A 17,314-nucleotide genomic window follows, 5' to 3' on the forward strand; every position below is an offset into this window, starting at 1 on the left:
AATGAATTTAAAAAAGAAATTAGGAATGGGTATTGCATCAGCAGCACTAGGGATTTCATTAATAGGTGGGGGGACATTTGCATACTTTAATGATGTTGTAGAAACTAATAATACTTTTGCAGCAGGAACTCTAGATTTAGGAGTTAATCCGGATGTAATTGTTAATATTGATAAAATTAAACCGGGTGATAAAATTTCCAAAAGTTTTAAATTAGAGAATAATGGTTCTCTGGATATTTCAAAAGTCTTTTTAACGACAGATTATACACAATCTGGTTCTAATCTAAAAGCAGATAGCGATTTTGGAAAACATATTATTGTTCATTTCTTAAAAAATGAAGACAAAGCAAGTATTTTAGGAGATAGTAATGTTATTACAAGTAAAACTTTATTTGAGTTGAAAAATATGTCTCCAGATGCAGTAAAGAATGTTAGTCCAACTTTCTTTGGGTGGCAAGGGGGAGAACAAAGTGGATTACCATCTGGACAAAAGGATAATATGTTTGTGAAGTTTGAATTTGTTAATAATGGAGACGACCAAAATGAATATCAGGGTGCCTCCCTACAATTAAAGTGGAAGTTTGATGCACAACAAACTGATGGCACAAATAGATAATTTAATTAATCAGGAGGCGGGAATTATTTTCCCGCCTTTTGTTAAATCGAATAATGTGAGGTAATGCCATGAGTATCAAAGTTTTACTGGCAAAACCATTGAAGAGAGTGCAATTAACTTGTTTTTTCTTTATTACTTTGCTATTAGGAACGAACATTGTGAGTGCTAAAGATAAGGATATTGAAATTAAAACTACCTCCCATGGTTATTATTTTGAAGTTGGTAACCTTAAACCAGGCGACTGGATGCCTCGAGATATAACCATCCTAAACCAGGGTAAACAGGATTTCAGATACACAGCGCAAATTGGAAAGAAAAAATCCGTAAAAGGGCTTTTCGAAGAGCTTGATCTTCTGGTTAAGAAGAATTCAGATATTTTATTTGAAGGAAAGTTAAAAGACTTTGAAGCTTTTACTCCAAGAAAGCTGGCAAAGGGCAGCTCTGAACAGTTATTCTTTCAAGTTTCAATGCCTTACAATCTTGGAAATGCCTTTCAGGATTCTTCTGCTGAGGTAGAAATTATATTTCTTGCTGAGGCATTAACGGATCCATCTGATCCGCCAGGAGATGGAGAACCTTCCGATGAATCTAATGACGAAGGAGCGAAACCTGGTGATTCTAAAGACAATATTGTTATAAATCCTGAAATGACCAAGAATCTTCTGCCAAACACAGCTACCAATACTTATAACTTACTGTTGATCGGCGGACTATTATTGGGAACAGGAAGTGTATTAATCCTTGTTTTTTATAGAAGGATAAGAAGTGAAAGATAGAGAAGGCCAGGAGAGTAAAAACTTCGTGGCCTTAATTTTTATTAAAAAAACTAACCTTAGCAATAAAGTGGTGATCACCTGAAAAAGCTGCTTTATTATCTGGCCTTCTTAAATATACTGGACGAATTTCTTACTGCTCTAGGACTCCACTTTAATGTTATAGAAGAAAGCAATCCGCTCATGCGCAACCTATATGACCTGCATCCATTTTTATTTCTTTCTTTTAAAATAACTCTTTCAGCCATGCTGATCATTCTATCAAAATTTATATCTACAGAATCGAGAGTAAAGCTTCTGGCAGCAGGAGCTTCAGTAATGTATTCAATCGTATGCCAGCTGCACTCTGCTTGGATTTTCTCATTAATTGTTAATTGCATTCATTAAAATTTAATTAGGAAATTTATATCATTATAAAACAGTTCAGGCGGTGTTCCATGTACCAAAAAAACTGCACTAAATGCCATCAATCATCTTTCAGCAGTACTGAAGCCGGAGAGTGGCTATGCCCGATTTGCGGAAATGATTTAAAAAATGAAGCTTTCCTTGATGCAATGACACGGGAACCGGTCCATATTACTTATAAGAAAAAGAAAATGTCGCTCACATATTCTCTGCAGGAAATCAATAAGAATTATAGGAAAAGAATCGGCCATTCTTACTACTCTAAACAGAGAACAATTAACTGATATGTGAGGGATTTGAAAGACTTTTGTCGAAAAACGAATTAATTTAATATTAAAATAATTAGTTCTATTTACAAAAAAAGACACCATTAGCAATACACCCATAGTAGAATACATCTATGGAAAATATTTCTTTGAGCCGATAGGCGCAGAAAAAGGCAAACTCATTGAAAAATGAGGACGCAAAGTCACAGGTCTAAGGTATTGGATGATGCTACGATGGCTGGATTGCCTGGAATACGAAAAGTATCCTGGGGGGAAGAGTTTTGGCAGAGAAAAATATTAAGGTTGAAGAAGTTGATTTGGAGTGGCTGCAGTTAATTATGGAAGCAAAAAACTTAGGCCTGCAAAAGGAAGAAATTAGAGAGTTTTTACATAATAACAGAGCTCAAGAGGTTCTGATGGAAGCTTAAATATACAGTTGGCTAAGTATTTCTGTTAGAGGCATCTCTAAATGGAAATGCTTTTTATTTTGCCAAAAAAATAAGCCTGTGCATTCAGGCTTATTGGCAATTATGATTTTTGTCCGCTTCTCCACTTATTAAAATCCAAAAACTCCCGAAACTGCTCCTTCGAAACACCCGATTCCATTGCTTCCTTCACAATTTTCATCCATTCTGAATCCAGATCTTCCTTGTTGATCTGCTCATGGATCAAATGGTCCACAGGAACATTCAGAACACCGGCGATTTTCTCGAGAAACTGAATCGATGGGTTGGTTTGCAGGTTGCGCTCGAGTGAGCTTAAATATGATTTTGCCACACCGGCCTGCTCAGCCAGCTCGGATAGTGACATTTTCTTTTCCTGGCGAAGTTTTTTTACACGATCACCGATCATCGTATACCACACACCTTATTTTGTATGTAATAGGATTATATCATATTTGGTTCCATATTAAGAACGAATCGTTCAATATTATTATCATCATACCATAGTGTTAACTTATTTAAATAGTTAGTTATCACAGTTTTATAAAAATATATCTTTTGTCGCTCTCAAAAAGTAATGCTCCGCGTCATAGGACGGGAGCATTTTGTTTTTCAATAATGTTAATTACCTGCTGTGCAGCTGCTTCCACATTATCCGCATTCACATGGTGGAATTCACCCTCATAGTCATGCTGTTTAAAAGCATAGCGTGGATCGTAATAATGTTCTAATAAAAGCTTGATAAATAGCTCGTAGTTCTCAGTTTCCACTGATTCATCCAGCTGCTCGCGGATTTCAGTATTCTTCAGCCGTTTTTTAATAAACACGAGGCTTTCATCCACTTTCGGCTTGAACCATTCTTCTTTTTGATATGGTTCAACATAGTCACGGAGGATGCGCTGGACACGGGATTCGATGCTGGCAAACATATCAATGTGGATTCCTGATTTTTTAGTATCCAGCAGCTCATCCGGCTGAACCACCTTGCCTATTCGTTTGCTTTCAGCTTCCATAATAATATAGGGGGAGCCTTTAACCTCAGAAAGGGCTTGATACAATAGGGCATCAAAGGTTTTCTGTGTGCTGCCGTCTCCCATGCCGAAGGAGCCGAAGATCGAACCGCGGTGGCCTGCCATTTCCTCTAGGTCAATAACAGGATAGCCTTTTTCGTTTAACACCTTCAGCACATCTGTTTTCCCAACGCCGGTCATTCCGTGCAGAACAACTGCTTTTTCAGGAATCAGGTCTGCTGTGTTTTCAAGTATATATTGACGGTACGCCCGGTAGCCCCCAATTAAACGGGGGATCGAAACGCCCGCATAAGTGATAAATGTAGTAACCGCTTTGCTGCGCATTCCGCCGCGCCAGCAGTAAATGACAGGCTGGAAGCCATCATTTTTCAGGTCTCTGATTTTCTGCATCATGGACGGAATTTTAGGTGAAACGATTTCCATCGCTCTCCATTTCGCCGCATCAGAGCCTTCTTTTTTATATAATGTCCCGATTTCCGCACGTTCTTCGTTTGTGAAAAGCGGAACATTGACAGCACCGGGTATGCTGCACTCCTCAAATTCAATTGGAGACCTGACATCGACCGGAACTGCGTTATCCATTTGGATGTATTGTTCGACTGCTATTTCTCTCATTTTTATTGCCTCCAAAATTATTGCTATATATAGCCCAAAGGGTACGTTAATTAATTTTACTCTATCTATTATACAGGATTATGAAAATATAGGTGCCTTCCACAATCATACTCCTATTTTCAAAAGTTTGTTCTATAAATTTTTTCCAGACATTGTAATATCAGCATATCCATTGGTTTTGCTTTTTAAAAAGGAGGTTAAATAAAAGGCAAAGGTGGTGGAAGCATGTCCTTGAAAACAGAGGTTGCCATATTGGGCGGAGGGATTGGCGGTTTGACGCTTGGCCTGAAGCTTGCTCAATCCAATATTGATGTCACTGTAGCGGAAAAGCTGGATGCCCCATCTTCCGTTTATAGAGGTGAACTCTTACAGCCAAAGAGCCTGAAAATTTTTGAAGAGCTGAATGCCCTGGGTGAAATCTTGGAAAATGGCTTTTCCTTTTCCCGGATCGCGTTTGAGGAAGGGGAAAAAGAGTTTGCAATGGATTACAGTATTCTCCCTGGAGATTATGATTACTCACTCATGATCGAGCATGAAAAGCTGAAAGGGATTCTTCTTAAACAGGCGCTTCACTATTCAAATTTTCATTATCTGCCAGGGTCCCTGGCAAAAGGGTATGACAATGGCGACTTACTGGTGGAGCGGAAGGATGTAAAGGAGCAGCTGACAGTGAGAGCTGATTTTTATATAGGCGCTGAAGGAAGAAATTCCATTACCCGAAAAGAAATGAACAGCAAAATTAAAAAGATAGAATACAACCATCAATTCTTAACGGTCACCTTTCCCCGCCCGCATTCATTGGAGGAAGGGAAAATCATCTCTAAGGATGAGCGGTTCCTCGGATTATTTCCGCTGCCGGATGCGAAAGTACGGTCTGTTTATTTAATACCGGAGGGTTCTTATAAGGAACATCTCCAAAAAGGAATTCACTATTTCCATAAAAATTATGTAGAGCTTTTTCCTGAATTGGACGGGTATGTGACGAGGCTGAAAAACTGGAAGGATATTCAGCTGATGATTCCGACGGCTTTTTATGCAGATAAATATGTGGATGGAAGAATGGCGATTCTGGGCGATGCGGCACATACAGTGCACCCGATGGCAGGGGAAGGCATGAATATGGCGATTCAGGATGCCGATGTGCTAGGTGAATTGCTTGCTGAGATGTATACGAGCGGAAGAATCGTGCCGGACAAGCTGAAATGGTATGAAAAGGTCCGGAAACCCCGCGCTGAAAACATGATTAGCCTCAGCCATTTATCCGCCATTGCTTATTCTTACTCCAATCGTATAATCACAGGAGTCCGCCGAAAAGGCCTGAAGCAGATTGAAAGAGATAAAACCCTGCAATATAAGCAAATGCTGAATGTCTCAGGCCTCGGTTATTGGCCGGAGAGTCTTAGGGACCGATTGATTCAGGCTGGAATCATGCCGGCTAGAAAAGAAGATTTACCCGATTCAGTGAAAAGCCATTATTTTTATACAGAAAAAGAAGACTATCCCTGGAGGAAGGTTGAACAGCCATGATAAATGAATATGTGAGGTTATTAAAAGCGCGAAATTGGATGAAAAAGAACCAGCCCTTTCTATACAGCTGGCATGCATACGTCGGATTTGAGCTAGACCTTTTTTCACAGTTCCGCAGCTGGAGAACGGTAAAAGAGGTGGCATCAAGCAGAAATCTGCAGGAGGAGCTGCTTTTAAGATGGGTGGAGGTGGGGCTGGCGATCCGCCATTTGAAAAAGAAAGGCAAGGACAAAATCAAGACAGCATCGAAATTCAGTCTTCCGTCCACACCGAATAACCCCCGTTCCACAGGAATCATCCTGAAGGAAATGATGGAATTGCATATCCCAACTTTACTTTCCTATCCAGAACTGCTACGTTCCAATAAGAAGAATACTTTTAACCATGAAGAGCATGGACCGACAGTAGCGAGAACCTCATCCCTGCTTGAGCAGCTTGCCCTGCCTCGTTTGATGAAAACCATTAAGAAAAACAAAATGGAGCGGATCATCGATATTGGCTGCGGGGAAGGCGGCTATTTAAGCAGAATCAGCCAGAAGTTCCCGAATGCCAAACTGGCAGGAATTGAAATGAATGAAGAGGTTGCAGAATCTGCCCGAACTAATTGCAAAGACATTCCTAACATTCAAATCGTTACAGCAGATGTTCATGAATACTCTCCAGAGCATCAGGCTGATTTGATTATGGTCAATAACCTGCTTCACTACATCCAGCCGGAGGATCGCAGGCAGCTTCTATCCCGGCTTAAAAGCTGGCTTAGCCGGAAAGGATCCATTACCATTATCACCCCCATTCTTCATTCAAAAAAAGGCGAGGAGTTTTCCAGTGTGTTCAACAGCTTCTTTTCTGCCTTTGAAAATCTTTATCCAACTCCGACCGAGGAGGATATCCATCATCTCGCGAAAGAGCTGAAGCTTAAAGTGAAAACCTTCAAGCCGGTCGTAACGGAAGGCGGATGGTATTTTATCCAGCTGTCCGGCCGATAATTCAAAGCCCGCTCATTTAATGGTAGAATGGGGGTAACTTGACTGAAATGGTGATTGAAATGAGAAATAATAAATATTTAATGATATATGAAGAGCTCGCCCAGCAAATCCAGGAAGGCAAGTATCCCGCCAGATCCATTCTGCCATCTGAACATGAATTGACGGGGATGTATTCCACTTCAAGGGAAACGATCCGCAAAGCGCTGAATTTGCTGGCGCAAAACGGTTTTATTCAGAAAATACGCGGAAAGGGCTCGATGGTCCTTGATTTAAAAAAACTGCAGTTTCCCATATCGGGCCTTGTCAGCTTTAAAGAGCTGGCCGGGAAAATGGGACAGCGTGCGGAAACACTTGTGGAGGAATTTTCCCTGACTCAGCCTGATGCTGAAAAGATGAAGCATCTTCAAATTGATCAAGATGAAAAGATATGGAAAGTGTTTCGGATCCGGAAAATTGAAGATGAGCGGATCATTTTGGACAAGGATTTTCTAATAGAAAAGTTTGTCCCGGGGTTAACCAAAGAAATTTGCCAGAACTCTATCTTTGCCTACATTGAGGGTGAACTCGGAAAAAAAATCAGCTTTGCCAAAAAGGAATTCACAGTGGAAGAGCCAACTGCTGAAGACCGCAGGCATCTGGATATGGAAGGGTTCCATGCTATCGTCGTGGTAAAAAATTATATTTACTTTGATGATGCGGCTCTGTTTCAGTACACAGAATCCCGGCACAGACCGGACAAGTTCCGGTTTGTTGATTTTGCGAGAAGAATGGACAGCGGTGTGTTTTAAGCTTTTTACGTTTAAGATTGTGCCTTGAGGGAAATCTCCTTATGTGAAGATTTTTATAAGGAGATGGTATAAATGAGTAAAAAAATCGCATGCTTAATTACCGAGATGTTCGAGGACAGTGAGTACACGGAACCTGCACAAGCTTTTAAAGAAGCAGGACATGAAGTCGTGACGATTGAAAAGGAACAGGGCAAATCTGTTAAAGGAAAACAGGGTGAAGCCACTGTTCAAATAGATCAGAGCATTGACAGCGTAAACCCGCAGGACTTTGATGCCCTATTCCTGCCAGGAGGCTTCTCGCCTGACCAGCTTCGTGCCGATGGCCGATTTGTCCAATTTGCCAAATCTTTTATGGATGAAAAGAAACCAGTCTTCGCGATCTGCCATGGACCACAGCTCTTGATCACAGCCAAGGCTCTCGAAGGCCGTGCCGCAACCGGCTACAAATCCATCCAGGTGGACATGGAATACGCAGGAGCCAAATTCCAGGACTCAGAAGTCGTCGTATGCCAAAACCAGCTAGTTACAAGCCGCCAGCCTGACGACATCCCGGCATTCACACGTGAATCGCTTAAAGTGTTAGGATAATGAAATCGACAGCCCTCTGCCTAATTGGCAGGGGGTTTTTTAGGAGTTATTTATTCGGGATTTGATTTTCTAAAATTCCTTATTAAACCGTGCTGATTGGAGCGGAAGGGACTCGACTCCTACGGGAGTAGCGACCCAGGGGAGACCCCACAGACGCAAAGCGTCGAGGAGGCTCCCGGTAGCCCCGTGGAAAGCGAGGCCCTGCAGCGGAAATCAGCACCCAAATCAACAGATGCATATAATGTTTATATGGATACCTAACCCCATCAAAAAAGCAGCCCTCAAATGGCTGCTCCCAAAATTATTTATTCTTCCTCAAATTCCCCAGCTCTTCAACAAGCGCCTGCATTTCATTCGGACTAAAAGAATCCTTTTTCATAACAAGATCATAAATATCCTTCAATTCCTCATACATTTCCTCATCAAAATGCGATGGCTTAATAGCACCTAAATTCAAAACCTTCAGCTTCTCCTTAATAGCCTCAATCATAAACTCCACATTCTCAGCCGATTTCACAGACAAATTACTCATTCCCAACACCCTCTCATCGCTATGTAATTAAACGCGTACACTTTTCTTATCATCTTTCCACGATATCAGCAAATTGTCAACTTAAATTAGACTTGCATGTACCATGGAAATTAGTAGAAAATAAAGGAGAAGCTGGCCATTGGACGAGTCAGGTTTCGCAGAACCGAAAAAAGGGAAAAATTGAATAAAATTTTCATATAATAATTTAGCTAAAGGAGAATAAAATATGGGGAAATCATTATTTTGGAAAGGTGTCATGTATGGTGCGCTTGCAGGAGGTGCGCTAAGCCTTCTGGACAAATCCACAAGAGAAACTGTTTTTGATAATTGCCGGAAAACATCCAGCAATGTCGGCTATTATTTAAAGCACCCAAGTGAAGCAGTGAATCAGGTGAAGGATGTTTCCAATAAGGTCAAAACCGCCATTGACCAGGTTAGTGAAGACGTCGCTTTTATTACGGGAACTGTGGAAGAAATAAAGGAAATGGCACCGGAAGTAACACAGATTGTCCAGAATACAAAGCAGGCATTTTCAGATATTAAACCAAATGGATCAAGTGAACTGCCGGACAAATCTGATGATGATTCAGTACAGCTTCCGCATTAATAACAAGTGAGGTGTTGGAATGGGACGAACTCTTTCGGCTCTAATTCCAAACTTATGGAAAAGAGTAGAGGAAGATGATGTATTTGGACTTGCTGCCCAATTAGCGTATTTCTTTCTTCTCTCTCTTTTTCCTCTGTTAATTTTTCTGGTCACGCTCGTTCCTTATTTGCCGATCACACAGCAGGATATTTTAAATGTTGTCCGTGATTTTGCACCGGGAGAGACCATGAAGCTGATTGAAACCAATATTTATGAGATTACGAAGCGGAATGGAAAGCTGCTTTCCTTCGGGATCATTGCTACCCTCTGGTCGGCTTCGAATGGAATCAATGCCGTGGTGAAGGCTTTTAATAAGGCATATGACGTAAAGGAAACCCGCCATTTTATTATTGCACGCGGGATGTCGATCCTGCTTACATTTGCAATGATTTTTGTCTTTGTACTGGCTCTGCTTCTTCCTGTTTTCGGAAGGCAGATTGGCTTGTTTATTTCTTCGGAATTTGGTTTATCAGGCCAATTTCTGGCCATTTGGAATATGATTCGCTGGCTGGTGAGTCCGTTCATTCTTTTTGTGGTGTTTACAGGGCTGTACTGGATTGCGCCTAATAAGAAATTAACCTGTATCAGCGCTGTTCCAGGTGCCGTTTTTGCTACAATCGGCTGGGTGCTTTCATCACTGGCCTTTTCATACTATGTCAGCAGCTTCGGCAATTTTTCCGCAACATATGGAAGCATTGGCGCTATTATCGTGCTTATGATCTGGTTCTACATATCCGGCATTATCATCATTGTAGGCGGAGAAATCAATGCCACCTATTCGAAAATCAATAAAGACGATTGCTGATGAAAAAGTTACCTTCTTAAAAATTGACTCTCCGTTACACACTAGTAATGGGGGAAAATGAATACATCAGGAGGGTATCGATATGACAAAACATACGAAAAAAGATGGCGGTACGAAGCAAAAAGGCAAAAACAAACCAAAACAAAAAACATCCGGTTCTGCTAACGGGCAGAACGGCTATCACTAATTAATAAAAAAGCCTGGGAATTTGAATTCCCAGGCTTTCCTTATGATTTTAACAGCCTCAGACTGTTTAAAATAACTAAAATCGTTGACCCTTCATGGCCGATCACTCCATATGGAAGGTCAAGCAGCTGCAGGAAGTTGGATGCAATTAAAAACATAATTACCGTGATGGAGAAAATGACATTCTGTTTGATAATGCGATTCATCCGCCTTGACAGTTCAATGGCTTCTGCAATTTTGGGGAGGTCATTTTTCATTAAAACCACATCAGCCGTTTCAAGTGCTACATCTGTTCCTTCGCCCATAGCAATTCCGACATTGGCAGTGGCCAGAGCAGGGGCATCGTTAATTCCGTCACCAACCATGGCAACATTGATGTATTTTTCTTTCAGCTTTTTCAAATGCTCGACTTTGTTTTCAGGCAGGCATTCAGCAATATGTTCATTGACATGGCTTTCGCCTGCAATCGCTGCTGCTGTTGTCTGGCTGTCCCCAGTCAGCATGATCGTGTAAATTCCCTGTTTCTTTAAAAGGCCAATTGCCTGTTTGGTTTCCTCGCGGACAACATCCTTCAGGGAAATCAGACCGATGACTTCATCGTTTTTCTGTACAAACACAACGGTTTTTCCTTCGCTTGCCATGCGGTCGGCTGCTCCGTCTGCAAATGCATTTGCCTCTGTATTACCGACAAAAGAGGCTTTGCCGATTTTCCATTCATCCTGATGAACCTTAGCTTTCACACCATAACCCGCTACATCTTCAATGCTTTCCGGACGGATTAGGGGCTCAGAGAGTTCCTTCTTTGCATGCTTGACGATGGCATTAGCAAGCGGATGGTTTGAATGGCTCTCGATGGAGGCCACCTTTAGAAGCAGTTCTTCTTTGGAAAGCCCATCCTTAACCACTACATCGGTAACTTCCGGCTTACCTTTTGTCAGTGTACCGGTTTTGTCAAAGGCAATTGCCTTAAGATGACTCAGGTTCTCAAGGTGCACACCGCCTTTAAAGAGGATGCCGTGTCTCGCGCCATTTGAAATGGCGGACAAAGTCGCAGGCATAATCGATGCGACAAGGGCACAAGGTGATGCCACAACAAGAAGGATCATGGCCCTGTAAAAGGTTTCTGTCCAGCTCCATCCCAACAGAAAGTGTGGAGCAAACATCATAAGAAACACAACAGCCAAAACAATTTTGACATAAGTACCTTCAAATTTTTCAATGAAAAGCTGTGAAGGGGATTTCTCGCTTTGAGCGGATTGCACCAGCTCAATAATTTTTTGAAAAAGGGTTTCGTTATTCGGTTTTGTTATTTCAACTGTAATCGATCCGTTCAAATTCACTGTCCCTGCAAATACCTGGTCATCTGCCCCTTTGGAAACGGGCAGAGACTCACCCGTTATAGCAGCTTCATCCAGCGATGATAGGCCTTTTACAATCGTTCCATCAGAGGGGACCCGTTCACCCGGCTTTACAAGGATTAAATCCCCGATTTCAAGCGCTGAGACATGTACACGTTCCTCTGACCCATCCGTAATTCTCAGTGCTTCTTCCGGCTGCAATTCCATTAGGGAAGAGATTTCTTTATGGCTTTTGTTCATGGTGTAGGTCTCCAAAGCGCCGCTGACTGCGAAAATAAATATCAGGATAGCGCCTTCTGTCCAATAGCCGATAATTGCTGAGCCGATTGCAGCGAAGATCATCAGCATTTCAACATTCAATTCTTTATTCTCAATGGTTTCTTCGATGCCTTCTTTTGCTTTCGCAAAGCCGCCGATCACAAAAGCCAGCAGGTAAGCAGCGATTGAACCAGCTTCCATTCCGTTTCGGTCCAGCAGCCAGCCTGTTAAAATCAATACACCGCTTAGAAGGGCGGCAATTAATTCAGCATGGGGTTTCATTTTTTCTAAAAGATTTTCTTGGGATCCTGGGCTATTGTTAAGCAGAGCCTTTGCCTCCATACTCATCATTTGTCCTCCTAAAATATAAATTTACTATTTTTTCAATTATCTTATTGAGAAGAATAATCACATTCAATACCCCTAAAAAACAACGAAAGCTGCCACCAAATAGGTGACAGCGTTAAAATCAGTAATGCAGCTAGCATTATGCAATTATTGTATTCTATTACATTTATTTTACTATATACCCTATGAAAAGAAAAGCGAAACAGTTACATGAAAATTAAAATGACTGGCTTTTCTCCAGCACCTGACCCTTATTCCCAAATAAGGTGACGGCACCAAAGATCATCAATAGCATCACACTGATAATGTTGAAAAAGCTGATCGTCTTGAATAATTCAATGAAAAGGCCGCCGAAATAAGGGCCAATCAGGCTTCCGATGCTGAAAGCTACACCGCAAAGCAGGTTGCCTGTCGGAAGCAAGTTCTTTGGCATTAAGTCTGCCATATAGGTGATGCCGAGTGAAAAGGTGGATCCGACGGCCATGCCTGCAATGAATAGGCAAATCGTCAGAGCAAGCACTATTTCCTCGAGCATGCTTGCTGCGACAAAGCTTAAAAATCCGATAAAAAGGACACTCATTAGTACATGGCGTCTTCCGAACTTATCACTCATGATACCTAAAGGAAGCTGGAATAGGATGCCCCCAATTGCAAATGAAGTCAGAAGCAGGGAAACGCTTGAAACCTCCAGCCCGATGCGCAGGCCATAGATGGGAAAGCTGCCGTTCAATGAAGCTTCAAGAAATCCATATCCCAATGCCGGCAGGAAGGCTACCCAGCCATATTTTGCGGCTTTTGAAAAACGCTTCATGGTTTCTCTGAAAGAGTTAATTTCGATGGACTGCTCCGGGAAGTCATTTTTCAATGTGAATAAAAACAGCCAGGCAATTAGACATAGAATGGATGAAATAATAAACGGCATCGTTTCATTTACTTTTACAAGCGGTGCCATTAACGGTCCTACAGCAAACCCAACTCCGAAGAAAAGTCCGTACAGGGAGATATTCCGGCCGCGTTTGTTTTCCGGAGAAAAGGAGGTGATCCATGTTTGCGTTCCGAAATGCAGGGCATGGTCGCCGATTCCGATAAGCAGACGCAGCACAAACCAAAACCAAAAAGATTTCCAGAGCGGAAAAAGCATGAGAGATACAACAACTAATAATCCGCCAAGGATAATGACCGGCTTGTAGCCGTATTTTCGCAATGGATATTCCATAAAAGGTGAAATAAGCAGGATTCCGATATATAAACCTGTTGCATTTAGACCATTCAAGCTTGAGGAAATGCCGTCATTTTCAAAAATAATCGCAATCAGCGGCAGCAGCATTCCCTGGCTGAAGCCTGAAATGGCCACAATGCTGATGAGAATCCAAAAACGCATTGTTTCTTTATTCATAAAAAAACCTCTTTTTCTGACGTGAAATAGTATCGTCTCCTAAATGATGGTATCGGGAATAAGTTATCTTGGCAAGAGTAAGTTTATGGTCAAAATAATTTTGTTTGCAAGAGAATTAGTGTAATCTCTACTAATAATAAGATAAAAAGGGGCGAATACCATGGAATTTAAAATGAAGGAAGAAGTTGGCTTCTATACCGATTTGCCATTTGGGCGTTTGGAGGTGGCAGGAGATGAAGAGTATGGCTTCAGGCCGTACCAGCTGCTTGTCGCTTCGCTGGCTGTGTGCAGCGGCGGTGTTCTGAGGAAAATCATGAAAAAAATGCGCATGGAGTTTGAAGACATTAAAATAAAAACAAGAGTTGAAAGAAATCCTGAAAAGGCTGACCGGGTGGAAAAGGTACAGATTCATTTCATCATAAAAGGAACGGACCTAAATGAGGCGAAGCTCCACAAGGCAATGGAATTGACCAGAAAGAACTGTTCAATGGTGCGCTCAGTGGAAGAAAGCATTGAAATAGAAGAGACATTTGAACTTATTTAACATGCGGACAGGGAAGGGGGATGCCTCTTCCTTGTTTTTTGTTAAAGGCAGTAGAATAATAGTATAATAATTCCTATAAAAATAATAAGAATTGAAGCAGAAACGAGGTGCCCCGCATTGAAATTCCAAGACTTGCAAACCACCGAAGAAAGAATCAGGCTCATGGAAGAGCTCTCACAAAATTTCTTATCAAGAGCAGCCAAAAACGATGAAGAAGGCCTGTTTCCGTTTGAGAATATTAATGAACTAAAAGAATCCGGCTACACCTCCTTGACCGTCCCTAAACGATACGGAGGCGCAGAAATTTCCCTTTCTGAATTTCTGAAGCTCCAAGAGAAGATCGCAGAAGGAGATGGCTCCACCGCCCTGTCCATTGGGTGGCATATGGGGATTATCAAAAGCCTTGGCGAGAAAAACAACTGGGATGAAGAGGTATTTAAGAACCTGTGTGAAGAAGTAAAAAAGGGTGCTTTAATGAATAACTGTGCAACAGAATTGCAGACGGGCAGCCCTACAAGGGGAGGCAAGCCGGTTACCTCTGCACGAAAAGAAGGGGACTCCTGGATTATTAATGGCCGGAAAAGCTTTACCACCATGGCCCCTGTGCTGGATTACTTCAATGTGAGTGCAGCGATTGAAGAAAGCGGGGAAATAGGAAACTTTTTAATTCCGAGAAACTCCTCCGGCCTTGAGATTGTGGAAACATGGGACAGCATTGCAATGAGAGGAACAGGCAGCCATGACCTTCTTTTAAAAAATGTAAAGGTTAAGGAGGATGCACTTGTCGAGATGTTTCAGCCAGGCAAAAAAGGTGCAGCCGGCTGGCTTCTCCACATTCCGGCCTGTTATTTGGGCATTGCTCAGGCGGCACAGAATTATGCCATTAGCTTTGCGAAGGATTATTCCCCGAACAGTATAAGCGGTGCCATTATTGACTTGCCCAATGTTCAGCAAAAGGTTGGCGAGATGGAATTTGAACTCATGAGGGCGCGTCATTTCCTCTATTCGGTTGCAAATAAATGGGATGAAGCCAGCGGCGAAACGAGAAGCGGAATGCAGCCTGAATTGGGAGCGGTTAAGCTCGCTGTAACCAACGCGGCCATTACAGTAGTCGATCTGGCCATGCGTGTGGCAGGTGCACGCAGTTTATCAGCACAAAATCCGCTCCAGCGCTATTACAGGGATGTACGTGCCGGCCTGCATAACCCGCCGATGGATGATATGACCATTCAGGCATTAGCAAAACATGCGATAAAGTAATGCAGAAGGCTGCTGTTTAGACGGCAGCTTTTTGTATTATATTTACTGAGTTGATTGGAGCGGAAGGTGCGAGATCCTCGAAAATGCATGCGCAGTTTCTTCTGCGGTGCGTACTCGGGAAAACTCGCCACGAACGGTACTAATCCCCTCGATTGTGGCTGTTTACGATGACATTTTCTGCCACAAACGGTCTCAATCCGCTCGATTGAGGCCGTTCACGCTAACATTTATTCAATGCCCAGCGAGTAGCGGGACAGGTGAGACCCCGCAGACGCGTAGCGCCAAGGAGGCTCACCGCCTGCCCCTCAGAACGCTTGAGCATCCCTTCGCTGCAATCAACGGTCAACATTGAAAAGTGAAAAACAAGAATCTATATGAAAAGAGCCTCTTTATAAAAGGTAGATATCGGTTTATATCCAGTCGCCCTCCGTATCCTCCAAGTTTGACTTTCCCCTAAAATGGCTAAAGAGAAAGTACGTTTTACATAAACTCCTTGCATATAATCACATAGGCAGGAAAGTGCAGGCAATACTAAAAAATATTAAGAAGGGAAGGAGTAGCCAATATGACTAATAAAGTGTTCATGGTATTGGCATTTGCAGGTGTGCCGCTGTCTGTCATCGGTACATTGATGCACTGGTCCAATATCTTGCTGTTTGCGATCTACTGCATCACTATTATTGCACTGGCCAGCTATATGGGAAGGGCGACAGAAAGTCTTGCAGTAGTAGCGGGTCCCCGAATTGGCGGATTGCTGAATGCCACCTTTGGAAATGCGGTTGAACTAATCATATCAATCTTCGCTTTAAAAGCAGGTCTGATCAGTGTTGTGCTCGCATCACTGACGGGATCCGTACTGGGGAATTTACTGCTGGTGGCAGGACTTTCCTTTTTCATTGGCGGACTGAAATTCAAGAGACAAAGCTTTAATGTCTTTGATGCCCGCCACAATTCAGGACTTCTGATGTTTGCCGTTATTGTGGCCTTTGTCATTCCTGAAGTTTTTTCAATGACCATGGACGAAGCGGAGACGATCACGTTCAGCATCGGCATTTCTGTCATTTTAATCGCTTTGTATTTAGCTGCCTTGCTCTTCAAACTGGTCACCCACCGGGGCGTCTATCAATCAACAGAAGAAGAACGGGGCTCACATGAGGAGGAAATCCCGGAGTGGAGCAAAGGGAAAGCCATTGCTGTACTTGCCATTTCCACTATTGCTGTTGCTTATGTATCAGAGAATCTGGTTCATACCTTCGAAGAAGTTGGAGAAACGTTTGGCTGGTCAGAACTGTTTATTGGGGTAGTCATTGTGGCAATTGTCGGAAATGCGGCAGAGCATGCTTCGGCTATAATTATGGCTTATAAAAATAAGATGGATATTGCTGTTGAAATTGCAGTAGGTTCCACCCTCCAGGTTGCGATGTTTGTCGCGCCAGTCCTGGTACTGCTTTCGCTTCTGTTCCCGACAGCCATGCCGCTTGTTTTTACATTACCTGAGCTGATTGCCATGGTTACGGCCGTCCTGCTGATGGTTGTCATTGGCAATGATGGAGAAACCAACTGGTTTGAAGGAGCCACTCTGCTGGCAGCTTACGTGATCATGGGAATCGGATTTTATCTTTTATAGCAAACAGAAAACCGGCTCTGAAAAAATCTCAGGGCCGGTTATTTATATGGGTATTTAAGTACTTTTTTAAAGGATTATGTTCTTTCAGAGAATGTTCTGTTCGCTTTCAGTCATTGATCACCAACCTTCATGATGATGTTTGATCATTACTGTCTTGCAGATGACTTAACAAAAAAACGATTCTCCTCCTTTGACATAATAGTGGGGTTGACTTCCACTGCCCTCCTTTAATTTAGTAATCTTATTATAAACTGTTATTTGATATTTGTAAATATTCTGATTTTTACATTTTCATTACAAAATTAAATTTTTCATA

19 protein-coding genes and 1 riboswitch are annotated in these 17,314 nt (G+C 42.2%); of the genes, 14 read left to right on the plus strand and 5 right to left on the minus strand.

Translation table 11 applies throughout. The features are described 5' to 3' along the window. The first annotated feature begins 1 nt into the window (after position 1). From AC6CHU_RS07030 to AC6CHU_RS07050, 5 genes are all read left to right on the plus strand, one after another. Entirely contained in the window at positions 2–616 is a 615-nt protein-coding gene (locus tag AC6CHU_RS07030) for a TasA family protein (RefSeq protein WP_498120922.1), read from the plus strand. A 68-nt stretch (positions 617–684) separates the two neighbouring features. Continuing rightward, positions 685–1,392, plus strand: a complete 708-nt coding sequence (locus tag AC6CHU_RS07035) for an LPxTATN C-terminal sorting signal domain (protein ID WP_498120924.1) — start codon at positions 685–687, stop codon at positions 1,390–1,392. A gap of 117 nt (positions 1,393–1,509) precedes the next feature. After that, complete coding sequence (locus AC6CHU_RS07040; RefSeq protein ID WP_498121015.1) at positions 1,510–1,776, plus strand: DUF5658 family protein; 267 nt, start codon at positions 1,510–1,512, stop codon at positions 1,774–1,776. A 50-nt stretch (positions 1,777–1,826) separates the two neighbouring features. Beyond that, the gene (locus tag AC6CHU_RS07045; RefSeq protein WP_498120926.1) at positions 1,827–2,078 is read left to right on the plus strand and encodes a hypothetical protein; all 252 of its coding nucleotides are present in this window, start codon (positions 1,827–1,829) and stop codon (positions 2,076–2,078) included. 144 nt (positions 2,079–2,222) lie between these two features. Beyond that, a riboswitch (cyclic di-GMP riboswitch) is annotated at positions 2,223–2,311 on the plus strand. Between the two features lie 30 nt (positions 2,312–2,341). Beyond that, positions 2,342–2,488, plus strand: a complete 147-nt coding sequence (locus AC6CHU_RS07050; RefSeq protein WP_159862004.1) for an anti-repressor SinI family protein — start codon at positions 2,342–2,344, stop codon at positions 2,486–2,488. A 100-nt stretch (positions 2,489–2,588) separates the two neighbouring features. On the opposite strand, the gene AC6CHU_RS07055 is transcribed toward AC6CHU_RS07050, so the two are convergent. Both AC6CHU_RS07055 and mnmH read right to left on the minus strand, forming a co-directional pair. After that, entirely contained in the window at positions 2,589–2,912 is a 324-nt protein-coding gene (locus AC6CHU_RS07055) for a helix-turn-helix domain-containing protein (protein ID WP_159862003.1), read from the minus strand. 178 nt (positions 2,913–3,090) lie between these two features. Beyond that, a complete protein-coding gene (gene mnmH / locus AC6CHU_RS07060) occupies positions 3,091–4,149 on the minus strand; it encodes a tRNA 2-selenouridine(34) synthase MnmH (protein ID WP_251283225.1) in 1,059 nt (352 codons plus the stop codon). A 225-nt stretch (positions 4,150–4,374) separates the two neighbouring features. Between mnmH and AC6CHU_RS07065 the strand changes: the two genes are divergently transcribed. The 4 genes from AC6CHU_RS07065 (at position 4,375) to AC6CHU_RS07080 (ending at position 8,038) form a co-directional block, all read left to right on the plus strand. Next, positions 4,375–5,676: an FAD-dependent monooxygenase gene (locus AC6CHU_RS07065; protein WP_498120931.1), complete on the plus strand. Its 1,302-nt coding sequence runs from the start codon at positions 4,375–4,377 to the stop codon at positions 5,674–5,676. Next, complete coding sequence (locus AC6CHU_RS07070; RefSeq protein ID WP_498120933.1) at positions 5,673–6,662, plus strand: class I SAM-dependent methyltransferase; 990 nt, start codon at positions 5,673–5,675, stop codon at positions 6,660–6,662. Before AC6CHU_RS07065 ends, AC6CHU_RS07070 begins: the two co-directional genes overlap by 4 nt. A 47-nt stretch (positions 6,663–6,709) precedes the next feature. Continuing rightward, positions 6,710–7,450 (plus strand): trehalose operon repressor, encoded by a 741-nt coding sequence (gene treR, locus AC6CHU_RS07075; RefSeq protein ID WP_251283307.1) that lies wholly within the window; start codon positions 6,710–6,712, stop codon positions 7,448–7,450. Between the two features lie 72 nt (positions 7,451–7,522). Continuing rightward, complete coding sequence (locus AC6CHU_RS07080; RefSeq protein WP_498120935.1) at positions 7,523–8,038, plus strand: type 1 glutamine amidotransferase domain-containing protein; 516 nt, start codon at positions 7,523–7,525, stop codon at positions 8,036–8,038. A gap of 301 nt (positions 8,039–8,339) precedes the next feature. Here AC6CHU_RS07080 and AC6CHU_RS07085 read toward each other — a convergent pair whose 3' ends face one another. After that, entirely contained in the window at positions 8,340–8,570 is a 231-nt protein-coding gene (locus AC6CHU_RS07085) for a DUF1128 domain-containing protein (RefSeq protein WP_159861997.1), read from the minus strand. A 226-nt stretch (positions 8,571–8,796) separates the two neighbouring features. On the opposite strand from AC6CHU_RS07085, the gene AC6CHU_RS07090 reads away from it, so the two are divergent. Together AC6CHU_RS07090 and AC6CHU_RS07095 are read left to right on the plus strand one after the other, a co-directional pair. Then, positions 8,797–9,177: a YtxH domain-containing protein gene (locus AC6CHU_RS07090; RefSeq protein WP_498120937.1), complete on the plus strand. Its 381-nt coding sequence runs from the start codon at positions 8,797–8,799 to the stop codon at positions 9,175–9,177. A 19-nt stretch (positions 9,178–9,196) separates the two neighbouring features. Beyond that, positions 9,197–10,021, plus strand: coding sequence for a YihY/virulence factor BrkB family protein (locus tag AC6CHU_RS07095; protein WP_159861995.1), 825 nt, complete (start codon positions 9,197–9,199; stop codon positions 10,019–10,021). A 227-nt stretch (positions 10,022–10,248) separates the two neighbouring features. On the opposite strand, the gene AC6CHU_RS07100 is transcribed toward AC6CHU_RS07095, so the two are convergent. Both AC6CHU_RS07100 and AC6CHU_RS07105 read right to left on the minus strand, forming a co-directional pair. Next, positions 10,249–12,171 (minus strand): heavy metal translocating P-type ATPase, encoded by a 1,923-nt coding sequence (locus AC6CHU_RS07100; protein ID WP_498120939.1) that lies wholly within the window; start codon positions 12,169–12,171, stop codon positions 10,249–10,251. Positions 12,172–12,388: 217 nt separating this feature from the next. Further along, entirely contained in the window at positions 12,389–13,567 is a 1,179-nt protein-coding gene (locus AC6CHU_RS07105; protein WP_251283220.1) for an MFS transporter, read from the minus strand. A gap of 160 nt (positions 13,568–13,727) precedes the next feature. On the opposite strand from AC6CHU_RS07105, the gene AC6CHU_RS07110 reads away from it, so the two are divergent. The 3 genes from AC6CHU_RS07110 to cax all read left to right on the plus strand — a co-directional run bounded on the left by AC6CHU_RS07110 (position 13,728) and on the right by cax (position 16,998). Next, entirely contained in the window at positions 13,728–14,111 is a 384-nt protein-coding gene (locus AC6CHU_RS07110) for an OsmC family protein (protein ID WP_159861993.1), read from the plus strand. A gap of 117 nt (positions 14,112–14,228) precedes the next feature. Continuing rightward, positions 14,229–15,371 (plus strand): acyl-CoA dehydrogenase family protein, encoded by a 1,143-nt coding sequence (locus tag AC6CHU_RS07115; RefSeq protein WP_498120942.1) that lies wholly within the window; start codon positions 14,229–14,231, stop codon positions 15,369–15,371. A gap of 565 nt (positions 15,372–15,936) precedes the next feature. Beyond that, positions 15,937–16,998 (plus strand): calcium/proton exchanger, encoded by a 1,062-nt coding sequence (gene cax / locus AC6CHU_RS07120; RefSeq protein ID WP_498120944.1) that lies wholly within the window; start codon positions 15,937–15,939, stop codon positions 16,996–16,998. Positions 16,999–17,314: the final 316 nt, after the last annotated feature.

The organism is Cytobacillus sp. GQ23 (assembly GCF_059758675.1).